The 22,675-nt window shown below is 72.0% G+C and carries 24 protein-coding genes and 1 pseudogene; 14 read left to right on the plus strand and 11 right to left on the minus strand.

Annotated features, from left to right (window positions below; genetic code table 11):
- Positions 1–53 precede the first annotated feature (53 nt).
- Positions 54–797, plus strand: a complete 744-nt coding sequence (locus ACFXKG_RS02785; RefSeq protein WP_384831776.1) for an IclR family transcriptional regulator — start codon at positions 54–56, stop codon at positions 795–797.
- A gap of 45 nt (positions 798–842) precedes the next feature.
- Here the strand turns inward: ACFXKG_RS02785 and ACFXKG_RS02790 are convergent, their stop codons facing one another.
- A complete protein-coding gene (locus tag ACFXKG_RS02790; RefSeq protein WP_384831152.1) occupies positions 843–2,036 on the minus strand; it encodes an MFS transporter in 1,194 nt (397 codons plus the stop codon).
- A gap of 107 nt (positions 2,037–2,143) precedes the next feature.
- On the opposite strand from ACFXKG_RS02790, the gene ACFXKG_RS02795 reads away from it, so the two are divergent.
- Positions 2,144–2,725: a TetR/AcrR family transcriptional regulator gene (locus tag ACFXKG_RS02795; protein WP_384831155.1), complete on the plus strand. Its 582-nt coding sequence runs from the start codon at positions 2,144–2,146 to the stop codon at positions 2,723–2,725.
- Positions 2,726–2,788: 63 nt separating this feature from the next.
- Here the strand turns inward: ACFXKG_RS02795 and ACFXKG_RS02800 are convergent, their stop codons facing one another.
- Entirely contained in the window at positions 2,789–3,277 is a 489-nt protein-coding gene (locus ACFXKG_RS02800; protein WP_384831158.1) for a MarR family winged helix-turn-helix transcriptional regulator, read from the minus strand.
- A 92-nt stretch (positions 3,278–3,369) separates the two neighbouring features.
- Between ACFXKG_RS02800 and ACFXKG_RS02805 the strand changes: the two genes are divergently transcribed.
- The 3 genes from ACFXKG_RS02805 (at position 3,370) to ACFXKG_RS02815 (ending at position 5,281) form a co-directional block, all read left to right on the plus strand.
- A complete protein-coding gene (locus tag ACFXKG_RS02805) occupies positions 3,370–3,942 on the plus strand; it encodes an NADPH-dependent FMN reductase (RefSeq protein WP_384831162.1) in 573 nt (190 codons plus the stop codon).
- A 77-nt stretch (positions 3,943–4,019) separates the two neighbouring features.
- On the plus strand, positions 4,020–4,406 hold the full coding sequence (locus ACFXKG_RS02810; RefSeq protein ID WP_384831165.1) for a nuclear transport factor 2 family protein: 387 nt from the start codon (positions 4,020–4,022) through the stop codon (positions 4,404–4,406).
- A 71-nt stretch (positions 4,407–4,477) separates the two neighbouring features.
- Entirely contained in the window at positions 4,478–5,281 is an 804-nt protein-coding gene (locus ACFXKG_RS02815) for a methyltransferase domain-containing protein (RefSeq protein ID WP_384831167.1), read from the plus strand.
- 4 nt (positions 5,282–5,285) lie between these two features.
- On the opposite strand, the gene ACFXKG_RS02820 is transcribed toward ACFXKG_RS02815, so the two are convergent.
- From ACFXKG_RS02820 to ACFXKG_RS02830, 3 genes are all read right to left on the minus strand, one after another.
- On the minus strand, positions 5,286–5,945 hold the full coding sequence (locus ACFXKG_RS02820) for an NADPH-dependent FMN reductase (RefSeq protein WP_384831170.1): 660 nt from the start codon (positions 5,943–5,945) through the stop codon (positions 5,286–5,288).
- A 482-nt stretch (positions 5,946–6,427) separates the two neighbouring features.
- A complete protein-coding gene (locus ACFXKG_RS02825) occupies positions 6,428–7,918 on the minus strand; it encodes a sensor histidine kinase (protein ID WP_384831173.1) in 1,491 nt (496 codons plus the stop codon).
- Entirely contained in the window at positions 7,918–8,676 is a 759-nt protein-coding gene (locus ACFXKG_RS02830) for a response regulator transcription factor (protein ID WP_384831176.1), read from the minus strand. Before ACFXKG_RS02830 ends, ACFXKG_RS02825 begins: the two co-directional genes overlap by 1 nt.
- A gap of 160 nt (positions 8,677–8,836) precedes the next feature.
- Between ACFXKG_RS02830 and ACFXKG_RS02835 the strand changes: the two genes are divergently transcribed.
- From ACFXKG_RS02835 to ACFXKG_RS02845, 3 genes are read left to right on the plus strand one after another with little or no spacing between them, the layout of a single operon-like run.
- Entirely contained in the window at positions 8,837–10,222 is a 1,386-nt protein-coding gene (locus tag ACFXKG_RS02835) for a ferric reductase-like transmembrane domain-containing protein (RefSeq protein WP_384831180.1), read from the plus strand.
- Positions 10,223–10,233: 11 nt separating this feature from the next.
- Positions 10,234–10,689 carry an FMN-binding protein gene (locus tag ACFXKG_RS02840; protein ID WP_384831183.1) on the plus strand — a complete coding sequence of 152 codons (456 nt, stop codon included), beginning with the start codon at positions 10,234–10,236 and terminating at the stop codon, positions 10,687–10,689.
- Between the two features lie 34 nt (positions 10,690–10,723).
- Positions 10,724–11,437 carry an FAD:protein FMN transferase gene (locus tag ACFXKG_RS02845; RefSeq protein ID WP_384831779.1) on the plus strand — a complete coding sequence of 238 codons (714 nt, stop codon included), beginning with the start codon at positions 10,724–10,726 and terminating at the stop codon, positions 11,435–11,437.
- A gap of 34 nt (positions 11,438–11,471) precedes the next feature.
- Here ACFXKG_RS02845 and ACFXKG_RS02850 read toward each other — a convergent pair whose 3' ends face one another.
- Entirely contained in the window at positions 11,472–12,062 is a 591-nt protein-coding gene (locus ACFXKG_RS02850) for a TetR/AcrR family transcriptional regulator (protein ID WP_384831186.1), read from the minus strand.
- A gap of 137 nt (positions 12,063–12,199) precedes the next feature.
- On the opposite strand from ACFXKG_RS02850, the gene ACFXKG_RS02855 reads away from it, so the two are divergent.
- Together ACFXKG_RS02855 and ACFXKG_RS02860 are read left to right on the plus strand one after the other, a co-directional pair.
- Positions 12,200–12,937, plus strand: coding sequence for an SDR family oxidoreductase (locus tag ACFXKG_RS02855; RefSeq protein ID WP_384831189.1), 738 nt, complete (start codon positions 12,200–12,202; stop codon positions 12,935–12,937).
- Positions 12,938–13,091: 154 nt separating this feature from the next.
- Positions 13,092–13,232: pseudogene (locus ACFXKG_RS02860) on the plus strand (sigma factor-like helix-turn-helix DNA-binding protein); the annotation flags it as partial.
- A gap of 18 nt (positions 13,233–13,250) precedes the next feature.
- Here the strand turns inward: ACFXKG_RS02860 and ACFXKG_RS02865 are convergent.
- The gene (locus ACFXKG_RS02865; protein WP_384831782.1) at positions 13,251–14,405 is read right to left on the minus strand and encodes an erythromycin esterase family protein; all 1,155 of its coding nucleotides are present in this window, start codon (positions 14,403–14,405) and stop codon (positions 13,251–13,253) included.
- A 169-nt stretch (positions 14,406–14,574) separates the two neighbouring features.
- On the opposite strand from ACFXKG_RS02865, the gene ACFXKG_RS02870 reads away from it, so the two are divergent.
- Together ACFXKG_RS02870 and ACFXKG_RS02875 are read left to right on the plus strand one after the other, a co-directional pair.
- Complete coding sequence (locus ACFXKG_RS02870; RefSeq protein ID WP_384831192.1) at positions 14,575–15,399, plus strand: TioE family transcriptional regulator; 825 nt, start codon at positions 14,575–14,577, stop codon at positions 15,397–15,399.
- Positions 15,396–15,551 carry a DUF6131 family protein gene (locus tag ACFXKG_RS02875; protein ID WP_382889914.1) on the plus strand — a complete coding sequence of 52 codons (156 nt, stop codon included), beginning with the start codon at positions 15,396–15,398 and terminating at the stop codon, positions 15,549–15,551. Before ACFXKG_RS02870 ends, ACFXKG_RS02875 begins: the two co-directional genes overlap by 4 nt.
- A 33-nt stretch (positions 15,552–15,584) precedes the next feature.
- Here the strand turns inward: ACFXKG_RS02875 and ACFXKG_RS02880 are convergent, their stop codons facing one another.
- From ACFXKG_RS02880 to ACFXKG_RS02895, 4 genes are all read right to left on the minus strand, one after another.
- Entirely contained in the window at positions 15,585–16,652 is a 1,068-nt protein-coding gene (locus ACFXKG_RS02880) for an AI-2E family transporter (protein WP_384831196.1), read from the minus strand.
- 295 nt (positions 16,653–16,947) lie between these two features.
- The gene (locus ACFXKG_RS02885) at positions 16,948–17,973 is read right to left on the minus strand and encodes a LacI family DNA-binding transcriptional regulator (protein ID WP_384831199.1); all 1,026 of its coding nucleotides are present in this window, start codon (positions 17,971–17,973) and stop codon (positions 16,948–16,950) included.
- 19 nt (positions 17,974–17,992) lie between these two features.
- Positions 17,993–19,030, minus strand: a complete 1,038-nt coding sequence (locus tag ACFXKG_RS02890) for a LacI family DNA-binding transcriptional regulator (protein ID WP_384831201.1) — start codon at positions 19,028–19,030, stop codon at positions 17,993–17,995.
- A 437-nt stretch (positions 19,031–19,467) separates the two neighbouring features.
- Positions 19,468–20,517 (minus strand): acetylxylan esterase, encoded by a 1,050-nt coding sequence (locus ACFXKG_RS02895; protein ID WP_384831786.1) that lies wholly within the window; start codon positions 20,515–20,517, stop codon positions 19,468–19,470.
- A 214-nt stretch (positions 20,518–20,731) separates the two neighbouring features.
- Between ACFXKG_RS02895 and ACFXKG_RS02900 the strand changes: the two genes are divergently transcribed.
- Both ACFXKG_RS02900 and ACFXKG_RS02905 read left to right on the plus strand, forming a co-directional pair.
- Positions 20,732–21,751, plus strand: coding sequence for an ABC transporter permease (locus ACFXKG_RS02900; RefSeq protein WP_384831204.1), 1,020 nt, complete (start codon positions 20,732–20,734; stop codon positions 21,749–21,751).
- A 47-nt stretch (positions 21,752–21,798) separates the two neighbouring features.
- Entirely contained in the window at positions 21,799–22,671 is an 873-nt protein-coding gene (locus ACFXKG_RS02905; protein ID WP_384831789.1) for a carbohydrate ABC transporter permease, read from the plus strand.
- The last annotated feature ends 4 nt before the right edge of the window (positions 22,672–22,675 follow it).

The raw sequence follows: 22,675 nt of genomic DNA on the forward strand, positions 1-22,675 counted from the left end.
GTCCGTGGTGAGCCAATGTTTGTTCCGTGACACGGAACGGCGAGGGCGGCAACATGCTCGACAAGTGCGCATTGATCCTCAACTGCTTCCCCCCGACCGGAGGACCTTTCCGCCTCACGGAACTGTCGGAGCTGACGGGGCTGCCGAAGGCGACCGTGCACCGGCTGGCGGCCGACCTGGTGCGGCTCGGGTGGCTGGAGCGGTCGGGGGCCCACTACTACCTGGGCGTGAAGATGTTCGAGTTCGGAGCGCTGGTGCCCCGCAGGCGGGACCTGCGGCATGTGGCGCTCCCGTTCCTGCAGGATCTGTTCGAAGCCACACACGAGACCGTCAACCTCGGGGTCCGTGAAGCACTGGAAGTGGTCTACCTCGAACGCATCCACGGCCACAACGCGCCCCGACTGCCCTCGCACGTCGGCGGAAGCCTGCCCCTGAGCTGCACCGGTGTGGGCAAGGCGCTCCTCGCCTTCTCCGGCGACGAGTTGACGGAGCAGGTGCTGTCCCGCCCCCTGCCGAGCATCACCCCCTACTCGATCACCGATCCCGTACGGCTGCGTACGGCACTGGAGAAGATCCAGGTGTCCGGGCTGGCCTACGAGGAACAGGAGTCCACACTGGGGGTGAGCTGCATCGCCGCCCCCGTCTTCGCGGGGGACACCACCGTGGCCGCGCTCTCGGTATCGGTGCCCCGCTCCCGCTTCCGCCCCGCGCAACTGGCGCCGGCGGTCCGCACCGCGGCCCTCGGCCTGTCCCGGGTGCTGCGCCACGGATCCGGCAGCGCGGGGGCGCAGGGGTGACCGGGGCGGTGCCGCCGTCCCGTCGGGCGGTGGGACGGGGCGCTGTCACCCGCCGTGCCGCTCCATGACCCGTGGCGCCCGGGAGCGAGCGGCGGGCGTCGCGAAGGTGGCGGCCAGCACCAGGACGAGAACGGGGAGCAGGGCCTGGCGCAGTCCGAAGTGTTCGCCGAGGTAACCGAGGGAGGGCGGCCCCACGAGGAACGCGACGTAGCCGACGGTGGCGGCGAGCGCGACGCGGGCGGCGGAGTCGTCGCCGGAGTCGCCTGCCGCGGAGAGCGCGACGGGGAACCCGAGCGATGCTCCCAGGCCCCAGAGGACGGCCGCGGCGGCCGCGACGGCCTGATGGTCGACGAAGATCACGAGGGCCAGTCCCGCCGCCCCGATGAGCGCGCTCGCGCAGAGCGCGGCGGCTCGTCCGAAGCGGTCGACCGCGCGCCCGCCGACGAAGCGCCCGACCGTCATCGCGGCGGCGAACGCGGCGTACACGGCCGACCCGAGGGCAGGGTCGAAGCCGTGGCCGTCCACCATGACCAGCGGGAGCCAGTCGTTCGCCGTCCCCTCGGCCATGGCCATGGCGAGGATGACGCATCCGATGAGCAGCAGCTTCGTGTCCCGCCACACCGGCGCGCGTTCCGCGTCCGGTGCCCGGTCCGCGGCGCCGGCCCGTCTGCCCACCCCCGGGGGAACACTGCGGATCACGAGAACCAGCACGGTCAGGACCACGGCCGCGACCGCCGCGAGATGGACGAGGACCGGGAACTCGACCGCGGTCAGGCCCATCCCGCCGAGGGCGCCGATGACCGTACCGAGGCTGAAGAAGCCGTGCATGGCCGGCATCGTGGAGCGGCCGAGCAGCCGTTCCACCTCCGCGCCCTCGACGTTGAGGGCCACTTCGCCGCCGCCCATCCCGAGGCCGAAGAGCCCCAGGCCCAGGGCGACGACGAGCCCCGAGCCCGTGCCGGCCCCGATGCCGATGACCCCGGCGCCGGCCGCCACCGCCGTCGTCCCGACCACGATCACGGGCCGGGCACCCCAGCGGGCCACCAGCGGGCCCGAGCACAGGATGCCGATCATCGACCCGGCCGCGAGCCCGAACAGGATGAGGCCCATCTGCGCCGTGGAGGCGCCGACCAGGTCGCGCACGTCGGGGGTGCGCGACACCCAGGAGGAGATGGTCAGGCCGGGAACGAAGAACAAGGCGAAGACGGCGGTACGGCGCAGAGCGAGTTCGGCGGTCATGGACGGTGGGCTCCCCAACACATGCGAGCAGAGTGTGTACCATCGTACGCACTAACGTGTACGTCTGTACACACTTCCGGGCGGGTGCCTCATGGCACATTGGACGCGTGACCGGCACACGACGCGAGATCCCCAACGACCCCGGACGCAAGGAGCGCATCCTGGATGCCGCCCTCGACGTCATCGCCGAGAGCGGGGTGCACCGGACCACCCATCGCAGGATCGCGGCGCGGGCGGAGGTTCCGCTCGGCTCGTTGACGTACTACTTCGACGGCATCGACGACCTGCTCGCGCAGGCGTTCGCGCGTCTCGCCGACACCATGTCCGCGCTCTACCGGCACACCATGCGCGCCGCCGGATCGGCCGCCGAAGCCGAGGCGGCCGTGGTCGAGTTGATCTGCGGGCCGGCCTACGCCACGGAGCGCGACATGACGCTCATCTTCGAGATGTACGCCTACGCCAACCACAACGAAGCGGTGTCTGTCACGGCCCGCACCTGGCTCGAACGCAGCCGGGACAGTCTCGCCCTCTACTTCACGCCGGGGGTCTCCCGCGCGCTCGACGCCCTGATCGAGGGCTGGCCCATGCACCGCGCCTTCGACGGCGCGCCCCTGGACCGGCGGCTCGTCACCGAGACCGTCCACGCGATCGTCAGCGCCGCGCCGAACCTCTCCGCCGGCACGCCGTGAACCGGTGGTCCCGCACCCACCGGACATCCGTCGAACACCCGTGAATGAGGCCTGAGAAGAAGGTCAGCAGGCTTGATGGCCGGGCGGGGCGCCGGGCGTACCGGCCGCCTCGGCGATGGCGACGGCGCTCCTGCGGAGGTCGGCCCGCGCCTGTGGCGCCAAGGGGGCCAGGAGCCCGCCGAGTTCCTCCGTCACGCTCTCGTGGAAGGCGAGGGCCGAGCGGCGTCCGTCCTCGGTGAGGGTGACGTGGACGGCGCGGCGGTCGCCGGGGACGAGTGATCGCTCGACGAGCCGGCGTTGGGCCGCCCGGTCGACGAGTCCGGTCAGGTTCGCCTTTCCCACGCCGAAGAGGCGGGCGAGTTCCGCCATGCCGTGCGGCCTCTCGGCCAGGACGCAGAGCATGCGTGCCTGTACCGGCGTCAGGTCATGGCGCTCGGCGACGCGCGTGAAGGTGTCCCGGACCAGATGGGAGAGGTGGACCAGGGCCAGGGCATCGGCCTCCGCCGCCGCGGCGGAGCCGCGTTCGGGGTCCGTGGGCAGAGGGGCGGACATGGCGCCTATCGTACAGCGCCGAGATGGTACGGTGCATGTACTATCTACACCGCGAACTACTGAACCACTGAACCGCTGATGGAGGAATGACCATGACGCGTATCGGCATCATCCTGGGCAGCACCCGTCCGAACCGGAACGGCGAGCCCGTGGCGCACTGGGCGCTGGAGCTGGCCTCGAAGCGTGAGGACGCCGAGTTCGAACTGGTGGACCTGCGGGACTTCCCGCTGCCGCACCTCGACGAGGCGACGCCGCCGTCGTTCGGGCAGTACCAGCACGAACACACCCGGCGCTGGGCCGAGAAGATCGCCTCGTTCGACGGCTTCGTCGTCGTGACCCCCGAGTACAACCACAGCACCAGCGGGGTGCTGAAGAACGCGATCGACCACCTCTTCGCCGAGTGGAACAACAAGGCCGTCGGCTTCATCTCGTACGGCGCCCACGGCGGGGTCCGCGCCGTGGAACACCTGCGGACGATGGCCGGTGAGCTGATGATGGCCGACGTGCGCGCACAGGTCGTCCTGCCCTTCGCCACCGAATTCGAGAACTACCGCACCTTCGAGCCGGGTGACTACAACCTCCCCGTGTTCGCCACCATGCTCGACCAGGTCATCGCGTGGAGCGAGGCGCTGGCGCCGCTGCGTGCCGGACACGTCGCGGCCTGAACAGGCCGCTCCTTCCACCGGATCCCACCGACCGTCCCCTCTCCTGCGGACTCCTTCAGATCACAGACGGGCACTCCATGAACGCCACCCCGGACAGCAGCGATCCGACAGCGGCCGCCGACGCCTATTTCGGCGCCTGGGAGGCCGACCGGCCGGCCGCCCTGGCCGACGTACTCGCACCCGACGTCCGTGTCCACGGGCCCCTGGGCCTGATCGACGGCGCCGAGCGGTACCAGGAATCCCTGGGCCGGATCTTCGCCCTCACCGACACACTCGTCTTCCACAAGCGGTGGGTCGACGGCGCGGATGTCATGACGTGGTTCGACCTGTACCCCCGAGGCGGGACGGACCCTTTCCCCGTGGCCAGCTGGCTGCACGTCGAAGACGGTCGCATCACCGGCGTCCGCGTCACCTTCGACCTCGGCAAGCTCCTGCGGGCCGGCGATCCCCGCGACGCTTCCTGACGACGGCCGGACCGATGTCACTCCGCCGGCCGCGGCACTGGCCACCGGCGGCCGCCTGACAGAATCGCCACATGGCTGAGCACGACACGGACCAGGGTTACCTGCTGGACAACCGGCAGTCGGAGGCGGGGACCCGGTTCGAGGCCCTCGGCGAGCTGTTCGATCCGGTGACGTTCCGGCACGTCGACCAGCTGGGGATCGCGGCCGGCATGCGCTGCTGGGAGGTCGGAGCCGGTGGTCCGTCCGTACCCCTCGGGCTGGCCGAGCGGGTCGGCCCCGGGGGAAAGGTGATCGCCACCGACATCGACGTGTCCTGGACCCGGGACATCGCCGGTGGGGTGATCGAGGTGCTGCGCCACGACGTGGCGGCCGACCCGCCGCCGCCCGGCGGCTTCGACCTCGTCCACGCCCGACTGGTCCTGGTCCATGTCACCGACCGCGCCGAGGCGCTGCGCCGGATGGTCCAGGCGCTCCGGCCCGGCGGCCGGCTGCTCCTGGAGGACGCCGACCCGGGGCTGCAGCCGCTGCTGTGCCCGGACGAGTCGGGTCCCGAACAGCGGCTCGCCAACCGGTTGCGGTCCGGGTTCCGCACCCTGATGGCGGCACGGGGCGCGGACCTCACGTACGGGCGCACCCTGCCCAGGCTGCTGCGCGAGGCCGGTCTGGACGACGTCCGGGCCGACGCCTACTTCCCGATCACCTCACCGGCGTGTGCCGTCCTGGAGGCCGCGACCGTGCGGCAGATCCGCGGCCGTCTGGTGGCGGAAGGACTCGCCACCGACGAGGAGATCGACCGCCACCTCGCGCACGTCGCCACCGGACGCCTCGACCTGGCCACCGCCCCGATGGTCTCCGCGTGGGGCCGCCGCCCGTAACAGGTCAATCCTCGCTCCGGTGGGTGACCGGAGCGTCGGTACGGTCGCCGGGGAACTCGTACCAGCGGCGCCGCAGGCACACGAACTCCACGTCGGCGCGTACCAGCCGCATGAACCCGCAGACGGTGTCGGTGAGCCGCTCGTGGGAGCCGGGATGGGCGAGCCGGCCGTCCTCGGTGAAGGCCTCGTACGCGCGGGGCAGGCTGAACATGTCCGGATAGACCCGTGTCCCCAGGTGCTCCAGCGGGACCCGCAGCGCCCACAGGCCGCGGTTGCCGCCGATCATCGACGGGGACGACGAGACCAGCAGCGCGTGCTTGGTCTTGAACGGCTGGGGCCGTACCCGGGAGACCCAGTCGATGGCGTTCTTCAGCACTCCCGGGACGGAGGCGTTGTACTCGGGCGACGAGATCACGAACGCGTCGCAGCGCTTGATCCTTTCGCACAGAGCCAGGGCACCGGCGGGCAGCCCCTCGGCATCCTCCACATCCCCGTCGTACAGCGGCATGTCGAATTCCCGCATCCTGGCCAGGTCGACCTCGGCGCCGGTCCCGCTGATCAGCTCCGAGGCGAGCGCGGCGAGCCGCGCGTTGGTGGACCCGGCGCGCAGTGCGGCACCGAACACCAGGACCCGAACGGGAGCTGATGGAGCGTCCATGGTCATGGTGCGGTCCCTTTCGCCGGGCGGTCGTCCCCCTGGCGGTCAGTTTTCCCCAGCCCGGTCCGCCGCACCACACGACACTCTGCGGGCTCCCGAGCGGTCCGACAGGGGACGCGGGGCGCGCGGCGCCTGCTCGCGAGGCCGTTGTCAGTGGTGGCACATACGGTCTGAGCAGTGGGACCGGCCGGACAGGCGGCGGGTCCGTCCTGGGGAGGGGACTGCCATGTCAACGGGATCCGCCACGACGTATCTGGAGCTGTCCCTGGAAGGCGAGGGTGCTCACAGGTTCTACGAAGTGGCCGTCGACAGGCAGGTGGTGAGGGTCCGCCACGGGCGCATCGACGCGGCCGGACAGACCGGCCCGAGGGGGATCCGGCGGCTGCTGCTGCGAGGCGGCCGGACCACACTCCGGTCGGCGGTGTCCCGGGCGGGGCCGGGCGGTGGTGCACGGAGCCGCCGGATGCCGGGGATCCGGACGACAGGCTCTAGGGTTCCGGCGGCGTGGGGAGTTCCACCGTGAAGACCGTGTGCCCGGGGCGGCTCGTGACGGTGACCGTGCCGCCGTGTGCGGTCACCACCGCCTGGACGATGGCGAGTCCCAGGCCGGTACTGCCCGCCGTGCGCGAGCGGCTGTGGTCCGCGCGGACGAAGCGGCCGAACACCTCTGGCCGGAGTTCCGGGGGAATGCCGGGGCCGTTGTCGGTGACCGTGAGCCTGACCCGGGGGTGGTCGGCGTCGGGTTCGGTACCGGACCGGAGCCGTACGGTGACCTCGGTGCCGGGCGGGGTGTGGGTGCGGGCGTTGGCCAGGAGGTTGCCGACGGCCTGGTGCAGCCGGTGTTCGTCTCCCGTGACCGTCACCGCCTGCTCGGGCAGGTCGAGCAGCCACCGGTGCCCGGGGCCCGCGGCGCGCGCGTCCTCCGTCGCGTCGAGCACGAGCCGGGTCAGATCCACCGGGCTCCGGTCGAGGGCGCGCCCCGCGTCGAGCCGGGCGAGCAGCAGCAGATCGTCGACGAGGCGGCTCATCCTCCGGGACTCGGCGTGGATCCGGTCCAGCGCGCGCCGCACCTCGGGCGGTACGGGGCCCCGGTGCCGTAGCGCCAGCTCCACGTGACCGCGGATGTTGGCCACAGGGGTACGCAGTTCATGGCTGGCGTCCGCGGCGAAGTGGCGCAGCCGCTCCTCACTGGCCCGGCGCCGTTCCAGGGCGCCGCCGACATGGCCCAGCATGCGGTTGACGGCGGTGGCCACTTGACCTACCTCGGTCCGGGGGTCGGCGACCGGGACCGGCTCCGGCATGGCGATGTCACCGTCGGCCAGGGGCCGTTCGGCCACGCTCGCCGCGGTGGCCGTGACCCGCCGCAGCGGCCGCAGGGAGAGCCGTACCCACAGGGCACCCACGACACCGGTGGCGGCCAGGGCGGCGCCGAAGACCACCGCCTCCACGCCCTCCAGCCGGCGCACGGTCTCCTCCACCGGCCGGAGGGGCAATCCGGTGATCAGGACGTCCCGGTCGTCACCTCGTACGGCGGTGAGCCGGTAGGCGTCGAGAGCGGACAGCCGTCGGCTGTGCCCGTCTCCGTCGACGGGCACAGCGGCCAGGGTCCGCCGGTCCTCGGCGGTGAGGGGCACCGGGGCGTCCGTCCGGTCCCGTACGACGGCCGCCCGGGTGGTCGTGCCGTGCAGCAGGCGCGCGCCGAACGTGCCCTCCGACTGGCCCCGGGTGTCGGGCCGGTTGTCGGAGTCCGGTGTGGCCTCGTGCTCCAGGCTTGCCGCGAAGCGTCCCCCGGACGCGGTGAGCTGCTGGTCCAGTCGGCGTACGAGAAACCCTTCGAGGGCCAGGACGGTCGTGACGCCCACGGCCAGGCAGGCGAGGGCCAGCAGGACGACGAGCCCACCGGTGAGCTGACCGCGCAGGGTGCGGGGGCGCAGCCGCCGCGCCAGGCCGACCGCCCGGGCACGGGCTCCCGCGCGCATCAGGGCGCCGGCTTGAGGACGTAGCCCACCCCGCGCACGGTGTGGATCATCGGGGTCCGGCCGGCGTCGACCTTCTTGCGCAGATAACTGATGTAGAGCTCGACGACATGCGCGCGGCCACCGAAGTCGTACGACCAGACACGGTCGAGGATCTGCGCCTTGGACATCACACGGCGCGGATTGCGCATCAGGAACCTGAGCAGTTCGAACTCCGTACGGGACAGTTCCACGAGCGCGCCGCCCCGGGTCACCTCGCGCGCCTCCTCGTCCATGACCAGGTCGCCGACGGTCAGCAGGCCGTCGCCGTCCGGCCGGCCCGCGGCGGGTTCGCGCGCCATGCCCGCCCTGCGCAGCAGCCCGCGCAGCCGGGCCAGCACTTCTTCGAGGCTGAAGGGCTTGGTCACGTAGTCGTCGCCGCCCGCCGTGATCCCGGTGACGCGGTCCTCCACGGAGTCCCGCGCGGTGAGGAAGAGGACACACACGTGTCCCAGCTCCCCGCTCGCCGCCCGCAGCTCCCGCAGCACCCGCAGACCGTCCATGTCGGGCAGCATCCAGTCCAGGACGACGGCGTGCGGCCGGAAGGCACGGGCGGTTGCGACGGCCCCCGCCCCGTCCGCGGCGGTGCGGACCTGCCAGCCTTCGTCCGACAGCACGCCGGACAGGATCTCGGTGAGGTCGGGCTCGTCGTCGACGACGAGTACCCGGACGGGGCCGCCGTCGTCGCCGTACAGGCGGGGCGGGGAGCTGTGCGTGTTCATGGTGGCTCCAGCATCGCGCGCGAGCGACGGCGCGGGGCGACGGCCGGCTCTGAGTTTCCTCTGAATGTGTACCGGAGGCACCGGCCGACCGGCGTTCTCAGAGGCTTCTCATAGGTCGCGCTGTGACGCTGGCCCTCACGTTGAAGGAGAGGGGGCCCTCATGAGTACGGTGATTCCCACCCACCGTCCGGCGGACCGCGCGACCCGTCCACGGCGTCCGCGCTCGATCGCGCCGCTGCTGACACAGTGCGCCATCTGGGTGGGCGCCGCGGCAGTGCTGGTGCTGTGGTGGCGCGACACCACCTCGGTGGTGGGTGCGGCGGGGTGGCTGACCGGGGCGGGCCGCATCACGGGACTGCTGGCCGGATACGCCTGCGCGGTTCTGGTGGCACTGATGTCCCGGGCTCCCGTCCTGGACCACACCGTCGGCAGCGACCGGCTCGCCCGCTGGCACGCCATGGGCGGCCGCTGCACCGTCTCCCTCGTGCTCGCCCACACGCTGCTGATCATCTGCGGATACTCCCTGACCTCGGGCACCGGAGTGGTGGACCAGACGTCCACGCTCGTCCTGCACTACCCGGACATGCTCAAGGCGACCGCCGCCTTCCTGCTGCTGATCGCCACCGGAATCCTCTCGGCGCGGGCCGCGCGCCGCAGGATGCGGTACGAGACCTGGCACCATCTCCACTTCGCGACCTACCTGGCCCTCTTCCTCGCCTTCTCCCACCAGCTCAGCAACGGCGCGGACTTCGTCGGCCACCCAGCCGCCCAAGCGGCCTGGTACGCCCTGTACCTCGGTGTTGCCGCGCTGATCGGCTGGTACCGCTTCGTGGTCCCCGTGCGGCGTGCCCTGCACCACCGGCTGCGCGTCGCCGCCCTGTGGCAGGAGGCGCCGGGGGTCGTCTCCGTCCATCTGGCCGGCAGGCACCTGGACGAACTGAACGCGCGCCCGGGGCAGTTCTTCCGCTGGCGGTTCCTGGCGCCGGGCCTGTGGTGGGCCGCCAACCCGTACTCGCTCTCCGCGCCACCTCACCCGCGCGAGCTGCGGATCACCGTCAAGGCGGCGGGCGCGCACAGCGCCGCCCTCGCCACACTGCGGCCGGGCACCAGGGTGTGGGCGGAGGGCCCGTACGGCGCCTTCACGGCCGAGCGGCGCCGGTCGGCCAAGGTACTTCTGCTGGCGGGCGGTGTCGGCATCACCCCGCTGCGGGCGCTCTTCGAGACCCTGCGGGGCGAGGTGACCCTTGTCTACCGGGCCCGCCGCCCGGAGGATCTGGCGCTGCGCGGCGAACTCGACGCGATCGCCGCCGCCCGGGGCGCCGTCGTCCACTACGTCGTCGACGAACCGGCCCCGGCCCCTGAGCCGATGACCCCGGCCCGGACCGCGCCGCTCACCGCCCGCGCCCTGGCCCGCCTGGTGCCGGACCTCGCCGCGCACGAGGTGTACCTGTGCGGTCCGCCCGGGATGACCGACGCGGCGCGCCGCGCGCTGCGTGCGGCCGGGGTGCCGCGCCGTCACATCCACCACGAGTCGTTCGCGTTCTGAGGAGCCCCGGCATGTCCGCACCCGTCCGTCGAGCCGTGCTGGTCGCGGCGTCGACCAGCGCCGTCGTCGTCCTGCTGCTCTCCCTGAAGCCGCACCGTCCCGGCGCACTCGCGGCGGGCACACCCCCGGCGCCCGCCGCGCCCCCGTCGCGGAGCGCGTCCTCACCCCCGTCGGGCGGGGCGCATCCGGCGGCCGGCACCTACACCGGCGACGCCGTCCCCACCCGGTTCGGCACGGTGCAGGTCGCCGCGACCGTCGCGAACGGACAGCTGACCGCCGTCAAGGTCCTCCGAACACCGTCCGGGGACGGACGCAGCAGACAACTCGCCGCCACCGCGGTACCCCGGCTGACCCAGGAGGCGCTGGTGGCGCACAGCGCGCACATCGACGCGGTCTCCGGCGCCAGCTACACCAGCCAGGGCTACATCCTGTCGCTGCAGAGCGCGCTGGACCGGGCCGGTGTCTGACGCCCCGCCCGGACTGCGCCATGTCGAGCACGTCATGGGCACCGTCTTCTCCTTCGACATCCGCGACCCCCGCACCCCGGCGATCGGGGCGGCCCTGCGGGACGCCGTGGCCTGGCTGCACCACGTCGACGCCGAGTACTCCCCGTACCGCCCGGACAGTGCCGTCAGCCGCCTGGCGCGCGGCGAAGCCCGGCCGGCCGACTGTTCGCCGGAGGTGCAGGGCGTCCTTGCCCTCTGCGAGGGCGCGGCGCGGGTCAGCGGCGGCTGGTTCAGCCATCGGCCGGGCGGCACGCTCGACCCGTCCGGACTGGTCAAGGGGTGGTCGGTCGAGCACGCCTCGCGCGTCCTGTACGACGCGGGTGCCCGTAACACCTGTGTCAACGGCGGCGGCGACCTCCGGCTCAGGGGCGAGGCGGCCCCCGGCACGCCGTGGCGTACCGGGATCGCCCACCCGTTGCGTCCGGGGGCGCTGTGCGCGGTCGTCACCGGCCGGGACCTGGCCGTCGCCACCTCGGGCACGGCCGAACGCGGCGCCCACATCGTCGACCCGCACACCGGAACGCCCGCTACCGGCCCGGCCTCCATCACCCTCACGGGCCCCGGACTGACCCTGACCGACGCGTATGCCACCGCGGCCTTCGCCATGGGAGAGGCGGCCCGCGACTGGGTGAAGTCCCTCGACGGCTACGAGGCGTTCGCCGTCCTGCCCGACGGCCGGTCCTGGCGGACGCCGGGCTTCCCCGGGTAGGCGTCCCCTCACCGTGATCCGTCCGGGGGCGATGTCAGCTCGTGGCGGGCCGCCGGGCCGCCGGTCGCAGTCCGTCCAGGGTGAGGTCGAGGAGGCGTTCGGCCTGCTCACGCTGTTCCGGTTGGGCGGAGGTGAGGGCGATACCGGCCAGCGCGGCGAACATGTCGGTCGGGCGGATGTCGGACCGGATCTCACCGGCCGCGGTGCCGGCTTCCATGAGTGAGGAGAGGGCGGCCTGGATCATCTCGTGGCTGTCGGAGTAGGGGTTGGAGCCCGAGGCGACGACGGCCCGCAGGGCGTCGGCCATGCCGAATTTGGCGGTGGCGTAGTCGATGAAGCGGCGCGTCCACGCGCGCAGGGCCTCGGCGGGCGGCAGGGCCGCCAGGAGGTCGGGGACGGCGTCGCACAGCCGGGCCACCTCGTTGCGGTAGGCCGCCTCGATCAGGGCCTCCCGGGTCGGGAAGTTCCGGTAGAGGGTGCCGCTGCCGACTCCGGCCTCCTTGGCGATGCGCTCGAAGTGCGCGTCCAGTCCCTCCTCGCTGAACACCCGCACGGCCGCGGCCAGGATCTTGTCCCGGTTGCGCTGTGCGTCGGCCCTCAGTGGGCGCTCGACGGCTCGGGCCATCAGTGACTCTCCCCTCTTCACCATTTGCTAAGTGGAGGTGCCTCCACTTAGTCTGAGTGAAGTGGCGGCGCCCCCACTTTTACTGTAGGGCATGACACAGGTCTGCCCTCGTTCCGTCTCCGGAAGGACTCTCGGTCATGTCGGGAATCGAAGGCAAGGTTGTGGCGATCACGGGTGCCGGCAGCGGCATCGGAGAGGCGACCGCGCTGCTGCTCGCCGAGCGTGGCGCGAAGGTGGTGCTCGGGGCGCGCCGCGCGGAGCGGCTTGAGGCGCTGGCAGCCCGGATCGAGAAGGCCGGCGGTGAAGCCGCCTGGGTCCGCACGGACGTGAAGCGGCGCGAGGACCTCTCCGGCCTCGTGACGCTGGCACGCGACCGGTTCGGCAAGCTCGACGTCCTCGTCGGCAACGCGGGGGTCGGCCTGATCTCCCCCCTCGACGACCTCCGCGTCGAGGACTGGGAGGAGATGATCGACGTCAACCTGAAGGGCGTGCTGTACGGGATCGCCGCGGCCCTGCCCGTCTTCCGGCAACAGGGCTTCGGGCATTTCGTCAACATCGTGTCCACCGCGGGTCTGAGGATCAGCCCGCTCATGTCGGTGTACGCCGGGACGAAGAACGCCGTACGCGCCATCTCGGAGGGGCTGCGGCAGGAGGCCGGCGGCGGTCTGCGCGTCACCGTCGTCTCACCGGGCTTCGTCCGCACGGACTTCGCGGAACCCATGTCGGACCCCGAGGTCAAGGCCCAGATCCTCGACACGATGGACAGGATCGCGATCCCTCCGGAGGCGGTGGCCCGCACTGTCGCCTTCGCCGTCGAGCAGCCGGACGGTGTCGACGTGGGCGACATCGTCGTGCGTCCCACCGCGCAGGACTGAGGCTATTGCGGCCGGGCGCGACCCAGAAGAGCCCGGGGTGAGCGGCGCGCTCGGCCAGTTGGTATCCCGCTCCTCCCGCGACGCCGCCGGCGAAGGCCCCGAGGCCGGCCGCCAGTTGTTGGCAGCAGAAGACCAGGCACGTCTGTGTTCGGAGCAGCTGCTCGGTGTGCCGTACGCCGAGGCGGCGGCGCTGTGCCGCTGTCCCGTGGGTACGGTGCGTTCGCGGGTCGCGCGGGCCCGTACGACGCTGTGGCAGTTGCTCGACGCCGCCGAACACGCCACGGGCGCGCCCTGACGGTCTCCCGCACCGCCCTCAGCGGCTCCGCGGGACGTCCTTGACGAACACGATGCCGTCGAGGCTCGCCAGGTGGGCCGGGTCGAGGGAGGCGTATCCGAACCAGGGGGACACGCGGGGCGTGGGCGGTGTACCGCCGAGGGAGGCGGCCAGCCGCGGTGCGTCGACGAGGCAGCGGTCCTCGGGGAGCGCGTACAGGAGTCCTTCGAGGGTGTCCGGCGGCGGGGTGTCCACCCCCTGGTGCCGGATCGTGCCGAGGGCCGTGGCCACGAAGGCGTACTCCTCCCCGAGCCGGGCGCTCACCAGCGCGCCGGCGCTCCACCACTCCACCGGCCCCTGCCACATCCGCATGCCGCTCTTCTCCCGCTGGAGATGGGAGTTGTGGGCGTGGACGAATGCCGGGCCCCGGGCGGCGACGGCAAGGAGGTTGTCGGCCATCATCACGTCCCGCAGCGCGCACAGCCGTGTCATGCGGGCCGGTGAGCTGTCGGCCATGCAGGAGTGGTAGCGCAGCAGGCCGGTCGCAGTGCGCCCGTACAGGCGTGCCCGGTCCCAGTCGTCCCGCGAGGTCGCCGTGATCAGATGCGGCGTCTGGGCATCGAGCAGCGCCACCAGATCGTCGGCTAGCAGCCGCAGTCGGCCGGCTTCCGCCGACTGCCCCGTGGACCGGGACGGGTCCGTCATCGCAGCGGGGTCGGTCCACCGGTCGTCGCCGCCGAGCAGGCGGTCGAGTGTGTCCGCGGTGCAGGGGAGCAGGTCCGCGTCCACCCGGGCCGAGAGGTAGCCGTGGAGGGCGGTGAGGGCGTGGCGGGGGCTCGCGGCGTGGGTGATCTCCAGCGGGCCGTCGAAACCGGCGAAGCGGAGCTGTTCGGACGCGGGCCGGCCGTCGTTGTACGCGCGCATCCAGCGCACCAGTTCGCGGTTGGCCGCGGAGGCGCCCCAGCCGTGGCTGAATCCGCGTTCCATGACCTCGTCGAGCGTGCCCGTGCCCGAGGTGATGTACGCGTCCACGACCAGGCCCGCCACGCAGTCGCTCTCGATCGCGATTGTCCGGTAGCCCTCGTTCTCGGCAAGCTGCCGGAAGAGCTCGTTGCGCAGATCGAGCAGAGTGTCCTCGCCATGGGTGGGCTCGCCCAGAGCGAGCAGCCGCGGCCGGACCGGAAGGAGGTCCATGACGGCGGCGGCCCCGACGGCACGGGTCTCGACGGCAGGGGGTGTGACGCCAGAGGTCGTGATGGCAGAGGTCGTGATGGCAGGGGTGATGTCCTTGATGTCAGCATCCATGCCGTCAACGGTATCGTTGAACCTTCGCTGGAAACTTTCCCGCGATAACGTCAATGCCATGGGACAGAACCTTCAAAGCGGGGAGCGGCTCAGGCCGGTCGACCTGGCGCGCGGGCACGGTCTGTCCACGCAGGCGGTCAGGAACTACGAGGAGGCGGGCATCCTTCCGGCCGCGGATCGCACGCCCCACGGGTACCGCACCTACACCCCGCTGCACGCGCGGGCGCTGCGCGCGTTTCTCGCCCTGGTGCCCGCCCACGGCCACCGGACGGCGTCGGCGATCATGCGGGCCGTGAACGAGGGCGCGGCCGATGAGGCGTTGCGCCTCATCGACGAGAGCCACGCCCAGCTCCTCGACGACCGGGTGACCCTCCGGGCGGTCGAGAGCGCCCTCCGCGACCTGGAGCCCACCACGCCGCGCGAGCCCGGCGGCCGGTCCGGGCCGGACGCGGTGACCGGGCCCGGCGGCCGGTCGCCCGGCGGCATGTTCATCGGGCCGCTCGCGGGGAAGCTCGGCATCCGGCCCGCGACGCTGCGCAAATGGGAGCGCGCCGGGCTGGTCCGCCCGCGCCGCGACCCGCTGACCGGATACCGCGTCTATGACGAGGCCGACGTACGGGACGCCCGGCTGGCCCACCAGCTCAGGCGGGGCGGCTATCTGCTGGAGCAGATCGCACCGCTGATCGCCCAGGTGCGGGCGGCCGGCGGGCTGGAGCCGCTGGAGTCCGCGCTGGGCGACTGGCACGGCAGGCTGTCCGCCCGCGGGCGGGCGATGCTGACCGGGGCCGCCGAGCTGGACACTTACCTCCGCGAGAAGGAATCGCGGGGAGTGCGCGACGGGCGGAGAATGAAGGAAATGACCGGCGAGAGGAGGACACGGTGATCGTCCTCGGCATCATCCTGCTCGTGGTCGGATTCGTCACCAGCCTCTCCGTTCTGTGGACCATCGGGATCATCCTGGTCGCGATCGGCGCCATCCTGTGGGCGCTGGGAGCCCTGGGGCACGCGGTGGGCGGCAGGCGTCACTACTGGTGATGACGGGGCATCGCCCGTGCCCCACGCGGGACTTCACGCGCGCCGGTCCCGCGGCGTCGTCGCACCGCCACCACGTTCCCTGTCCCGCCGCAGGGCCTGGTGGACGGCCCAGACGATGGAGACGAGTGGCACCGCCACCACGGCTCCGACCACTCCGGCGGCGATCGCGCCACCGAGGACCGAGAGCGCGACCACCACCGGATGCAGGCGGACGGCCCAGCCCATCACGAGGGGGTGGAGCAGATGTCCTTCGATCTGGCCGATGATCACGATGAGCGCGATCACGATGGCCGCCACGACCGGACCCTTCAGCGCCAGAGCCACCACCGCCGCGATGGCGAGCGCGATCGGCGAACCGACCAGGGGAATGAAGGTGGCGAAGAACTCCAGCACGGCCAGCGGTAGCGCCAACGGCACCCCGAGGGCGAACAGGGCCAGTCCGACGAGTACGGCGTTGGTCGAGGAGACCAGGACGATCCCGTGGGTGTATCCGATGAACGTCCCCCAGGCCGCACGCCCCGCGATCTCCGTCCGACCGCGCGCCGCTTCGGGCAGCTGGTCGCAGAACCAGCGCCACTGACGCTCGCCCGAGTGGATGAAGAAGACCGAGCAGAAGACGGCCAGGGCGAGCACGGTCAGCACTTCGATCAACCGGCCCACGCCGGTGAGTGCCGTGCTGATCACGGCGGTGCGGTGACTGGACAGGAACTGCCCCGTCCGGGCCCGGACATCGGTCAGTGCCCCGCGGTTCAGCCGGAACGGCGGCCCTTCGAGCCAGCGCTCGATCCTGGACAGGCCCGCGCCGAACTGCCGTTCCAGACCGGCCATTTCCCCGGCCACCGCCTCGCCGACCAGGGACAGCACACCGAGGAGCAGGGCAATGCTGCCGAGGAGCACTACCGCGACGGCGAGCGGCCGCGGCAGCGCGGGCGTCAGGAAGTCCGCCACCGGGCGCAGCATCGCGGCGCCGACCAGTCCGAGGAAGACCGCGACCGCGAGGTCGTGGAACTGTCCCAGCACGACGAGCGCGCCGTACACGAGGGCCGCCACGAGGAGGATCCGCCACGCGTAGGCGGCGCTCTTGCGCAGCGCGGGGGACATCTGCGATTCCTCCGCCCGCGCGCCCGCCGGGCGCCGTGCCCCGGGGCGCCGCGCCGCGGATCCGCCGGTGCGGCGCGGGGCCGTACGGATCCGCTTCCGGCGGCGCCGTCCGTCACTCGGGAGACCTGGATCCGGAAGGTCGGGCTGCGGGTGTGATCGCCTGGGCATTCCTTGCTGGTACCAGACGAGCGCACACCGTCCCCTGTTCTCGCGACCGCTTGCGTGGGAAGTCACCCCCACCGGCGGATTCGCCACGGATGAATGGCCCGCCGGTGGATCTCCGGGCGCGGAGCGCTCACTCCGGCCGACCGCCGTGGCCGGCGGGCGGACCGGTCGACTTCCGGACGACGAGGTCCACCGACATGTCGAGCCGGACGGGGTCCGGCGACGGGTTGTCGGTGACCGCGCCCAGGACCCGGATGCTCTCGGCGGCCATCTCCTCGAAGGGCTGGCGGACGGTGGTCAGGGCGGGGGCCGACGACCGCGCGGCGTCGACGTCGTCGAATCCGACGACCGAGACGTCCTCGGGGACCCGCAGCCCGCGCTCGGCGCACGCCTCGATCACGCCGAAGGCCTGGAGGTCGTTGCCGGTCACGAAGGAGGTCGGGGTCCGGCAGTCGTCCAGCAGGGCGTGGGCGGCGCGCCGGGCCGGCTCCGCCTGGAACCGTACCGAACGGATCAACGCCCGGTCCGGGCGGATGTTCGCCTCGCGCAGCGCCGAGAGGTATCCGCCGAAGCGGGCGCGGCAGCAGACCAGGTCCAGCGGTCCGGTGATGAGCGCGATCCTGCGGTGGCCGAGCCCCGTGAGGTGCTGGGCCGCCAGTGCCCCGCCGCGCCACTGGGTGGCCCCGACGGCGTTCATCTCCGCGGGGGCGTCGCCGATCGTGTCGAGGATGACGGTGGGCAGCCCGGCCTCGGCCAGCCGCCGGCGCACCTCGGGCGGCACGGGGGACAGGACGCACACGGCGCCGGCCGGGCGGTGCGCGAGCAGTTGTTCCAGCCAGTCGGGGTCGCCGTCGGCATGGCTGACGGTGAGCGGCCGGCCGGCCGCGCGGAGGACGGCGGAGAACCCGCGCAGGAGGGGCGCGTTGAGGGCGCTGCCCACACTGCCGAACACCACCCCCACCGACCCGTGGCGCGGTGCGCGGCGATGCCACTGGTAGCCGGTCGCCGCGACGGCGTCCATGACCCGCTGCCGCAGTGCGGGGGAGGGGCCCGGGCGGCCGTTGAGCACCTTGGAGACGGCGCTCTGCGAGACGTTGGCCAGCTCGGCCACCGTGGTCATCCGTACGGCCGTCCGTCCGGTTGTCCGTCCGTTCATCGCGGTCTCCTCCAGCGGGTCAGGTGCTGACCGAGGGCGTCCCCTCGACGGCGGCGGGCGGTGCGGTGCTGTCCCGGACGACGAGCGAGGTCGCGAGCTCGATCCGCCGCCCCTGCGACGAACCGGGCCGTGCCCGCTCCTGTGCGATGAGCCGTACTCCCTCCGCTGCCATTTCCGCCAGGGGCTGGCGGACCGTGGTCAGCGGAGGGGCGAGCATCGTGCAGATCGTGGTGTCGTCGAACCCGACGACGGAGAGCTCCTCGGGGATGCGCAGTCCGCGCGCGCGGGCCATCTGGTAGACGCCGGCGGCCTGCCCGTCGGAGCCGGCGAAGACGGCGGTGGGCCGGTCCGGGAGGTCGAGCAGCGCGGCACCGTGGGCGACTCCGCCGGTGAGGAGGAAGTCCCCGTAGCGGGTGAGAGCGGGGTCGGGGGCGACCGAGAACTCACGGTGCGCGGCGAGGTAGCCCTCGTGCCGCTCGCGGGTGCACTGGATCTCGGCGGGCCCGCCGATGAACCCGATCCGCCGGTGCCCGAGTTCGAGGAGGTGCCGGGTGGCGGCGGCCCCTCCCGACCAGTTCGTGGCCCCCACCGTCGGGATGGTGGGTTCGCTGGTGCCCACCGGGTCGAGCAGGATGAGCGGGGCCGACAGACCGGCCAGCGCGGCGATCTCGTCGTGGCGGGCGCGGGAGAGCACGAGGATCACCCCGTCCGTGGGGCGCGTCCTGCGGACGGCGATCCAGTCGCGGATGCTGAAGCGCGGGTGGCCGGTGGTCGTGAGCGCGAGTCGGTACCCGAGGCTGAACGCGGTGGTCTGCACTCCGGATATCAGCTCCCCCGCCCAGGGGGTGGCGATCCCCTCGATGAGGACGTCGAGGATGCCGTCCTGGGGCTGCTGCCGTCCCTTGCGCGCCACATATCCGGTCTCCTTCGCCGCCCGTGTGACGCGGCCCCGTGTCTCCTCGGAGATATCCGGTTTGTCGGCGAGGACCCGTGACACCGTGGAGATCGAGACCCCCGCCGCCTTGGCCACCGCCGCCATCGTTGCCCGACCGGTCATGCCGGATCCCTCTCGTAGAGCGCTCTGACGGTACGGCTGTACCGCAAATTCCCGCAAGAGTTGGCGGAATATTCCGCCAACTCCTCATGCAAACCACAGGTGATCCGCGAGTTCCTATCCGATTCCTTGACACCCGTTTTTACCCGGACTTAGCGTCCGCGTCATGAATCCGCCGCAACTCTTGCGGGCGGTTGCAGAGATCCACTTGCCGGGAATTGCGGGACGGCCCGCCGAACGCGGAGAAGTGATACGTGTCTGCCCTCAATGACGAAGCGGTCGGCCTCGGGCGCGGCCGGGTCGCCGTCCTCGATCTGATCGCCGCCATGACGCTGGAGGAGAAGCTCGCCCAACTCGTCGGCCTGTGGCAGGGGGTCGACCGCGACGGCGTGAACACCCGCGGTCCAGGTCCGAGGGGTCCCGGGGGACACCTCCGTCACTCAGTCGCCCACCACACCGCCCGCCGCGTCGCCGTCCGCGCCGCCCGCCGCGTCGTCCACCACCGCGCGCAGCCAGGAGAGTTGTCCGCGCACGTGGACCGCGTCGCCCCCCTCGTGCCCGTTGAAGGGGTAGGTGTGCATCTCCCGGCGCGGTTCCCGGCCGGTCAGTTCGCCGTAGCGGTTGAAGGCGGAGAAGGCGCCGCTGGGCGGACAGACCGTGTCGCGCAGCCCGACACCGAAGTGCGCCGGTGCGTGGGCGCGGCGCGCGAAGGACGCCCCCTCCACGTAGGAGAGCGTGTGCAGCGCGGCGCCCGCGGCCTCGCGGCGCACCGCGAGGTACGCGGCGATCTCGTCGTACGGCCCGGCGCCCGCGAGGTCCAGCGCGCGGCGGATCCCGCACAGCAGCGGGGCGCTCACCAGCACCGCCGCGAGGTCCGGGACGAGGCCGGCGACCGCCAGCGCCAGCCCTCCGCCCTGGCTGTTGCCGACCGCGGCCACCCGGGCGCCGTCCACGCCCGGCAGCGCGCGCACGGCGGCGACGGCGCGCACCGCGTCGGTGATCAGCCGCCGGTAGTGGTAGTCGCGCGGCGCGAGCAGGCCGCGCGCGGCGGGTCCGGGGCCACCGGGCGCGGAGGCGTGCGGATCCGGGGTGTCGCCACCGCAGCCGTACCGGTCCCCCTGACCCCTGTTGTCCATGAGGAGGTGCGCGAACCCGGCGGCGGGCCAGGTGATCCGTTCGTGCGGGAGCCCGCGCCCCCGCCCGTACCCCGCGTACTCGACGACGGCGGGCAGGGCGCCCGACACCCCGGCGGGGCGCGTGTACCAGGCGCGCACCGCTTCGCCGGCGAATCCGCGGAAGGTCACGTCCCACGTCTCGACCAGCCGCAGGCCGGTGTCCACGGGACACTGCGACACCACCGGGCCGGCCCCTTCCGTCTCCTCTTCGGCCTCCTTCAGTGTGTCCTGCCAGAAGGCGTCGAAGTCGGCGGGCTCGTCGAGCACGGGGCGGTAGCGCCGCAACTCGTCCAGGGGGAGATCGAAGGCGGGCACGGAACCTCGCAGGGCGGTCGGGGACGGCGCACAGCCGTCCGGCCGTTCCGCTGTCCGGTCGAACATCTCCGGAGGACGGTAACAGCCCCTGTGCGGAGTTGACGCCCCCTGTGCGGGGCGACGGGCGCGCCAGGAACCACCCACGCACCACCACCCTCTGCGGCCGGCCCCCGGGCCCGGCCATCCACTCCGCCCACACCACGGAGGCCCGAGCATGAGCACCTCCACCGCACCGGACCCACCGCCGGACGGAACGCGGAAACCGCCGCACGGCCCCCCGGAGCCGCGGCCGGCCGGCGGACATCCCACGCCCGGTACGCCTCCCGTCGCGCGCCGCACCTGGCGCCAAGCACTGGGCCGCGACTGGCAGTTGTACTCGCTGGCGGTGCTGCCACTGCTGTTCTTCCTGGTCTTCCGCTATCTGCCGATGATCGGGAACGTGATCGCCTTCCGCCGCTTCGAGCCGGGCGGTTCGATCCTGGGCGAGGGCTGGGTGGGCCTGCGCTACGTGCGGATGTTCCTCAGCGACCCCACCTTCTGGCAGGTCTTCACCAACACACTGTGGCTGGGCACGCTCACCCTCGTCTTCTGCTTCCCGATCCCGATCGTGCTGGCGCTGCTGCTCAACGAGGTGCGCACCCGCGCGCTGAAACGGTTCGTGCAGTCGGTGTCGTACCTCCCGCACTTCCTCTCCGTCGTGATCGTCGCGGGCATCACGATGCAGATCCTCGCCACGGACGGACCCGTCAACCACGCGCTGCGGACCTTCGGCCACGATCCGGTCCCGTTCCTCCAGGAACCCGAGTGGTTCCGTACGGTCTACGTCGGCTCGGAGATCTGGCAGACCGCCGGCTGGGGCACCATCCTCTACCTCGCCGCGCTCACCACCGTCGACGACCAGCTGTACGAGGCGGCACGCATCGACGGCGCCAACCGCTGGCAGCAGATCTGGCACATCACCCTGCCCGGCATCCGCCCCACCATGATCACGCTGCTGATCCTCAACATCGGCACCTTCATGGCGGTGGGATTCGAGAAGATCATGCTGATCTACAACCCGCTGACCTACCCCACCGCGGACGTCATCTCCACGTATCTGTACCGCGCCGGGGTGGAGTCCAACAGCTTCAGCTACGCCGCCGCGATCGGCCTGTTCGAGGCGGTCATCGGCCTCGTACTGATCTTCTCCGCGAATCAGCTCTCGCGTCGCACGGTGGGGACGAGCCTGTGGTGACCCTGACGGGCGGCCCCCGCCGCCGCGCCCCGCGCCCGCGCGTCTCGGTGCACCGGCCCTCCCGGGGCTACCGCGTCTTCCAAGGGGTGAACGGGTTGATCCTCACCGGGGTCGTGGCCGTGACCCTCTACCCCTTCGTGAACATCATCGCCCGCTCCCTCAGCGCGGAGGACCGGATCCGGGCCGGCCAGGTGAGCCTGCTGCCCGAGGGCTTCAACCTGACCACGTACCGCCTCGTCGTCTCGGACGGCATGTTCTGGCGGAACTACGGCAACACCGTCCTCTACACGGTGGTGGCCACCGTCGTCGCCATGGTGCTCACCACCTGTTACGCGTACGTCCTCTCGAAGCGGCAGCTGAAGGGCCGTGGCGCGCTGATCGGCATCGCCGTTTTCACCATGTTCTTCTCCGGCGGCCTGATCCCGAACTACGTCCTCATCACCAGTCTCGACATGAAGAACACACTGTGGGCGCTGGTGATCCCGAACGCGATCAGCGTCTTCAACCTGCTCGTGATGAAGGCGTTCTTCGAGGGGCTGCCGACCGAACTCGAAGAGGCCGCGCAGATCGACGGGCTGAGCACCTACGGCATTCTGCTCCGGGTCGTGCTGCCCCTCTCCAAAGCGGTGATCGCGACGATGGTGCTCTTCTACTCGGTCTCCTTCTGGAATTCCTGGTTCGGGGCCTTCCTCTACATGGACCGGGCCGAACTGATGCCGGTCACCGTCTATCTCCGCAACATGATCGCCGGTGCGACCGGCGGGGGAAACCTGGGCGCCGAGTCGGAGCAGCTCACCCAGGTGGGGGCGAACATCCAGGCCGTGACGATTCTGCTCACCGCCCTTCCCATCCTCGCCGTCTACCCGTTCGTCCAGCGCTACTTCGTATCCGGCGTCACCCTCGGCGCGGTCAAGGGCTGACCGG

Origin of the sequence: Streptomyces sp. NPDC059255 (assembly GCF_042752355.1) — a bacterium.
In the GTDB taxonomy this organism is placed as follows: Bacteria; Actinomycetota; Actinomycetes; order Streptomycetales; family Streptomycetaceae; genus Streptomyces.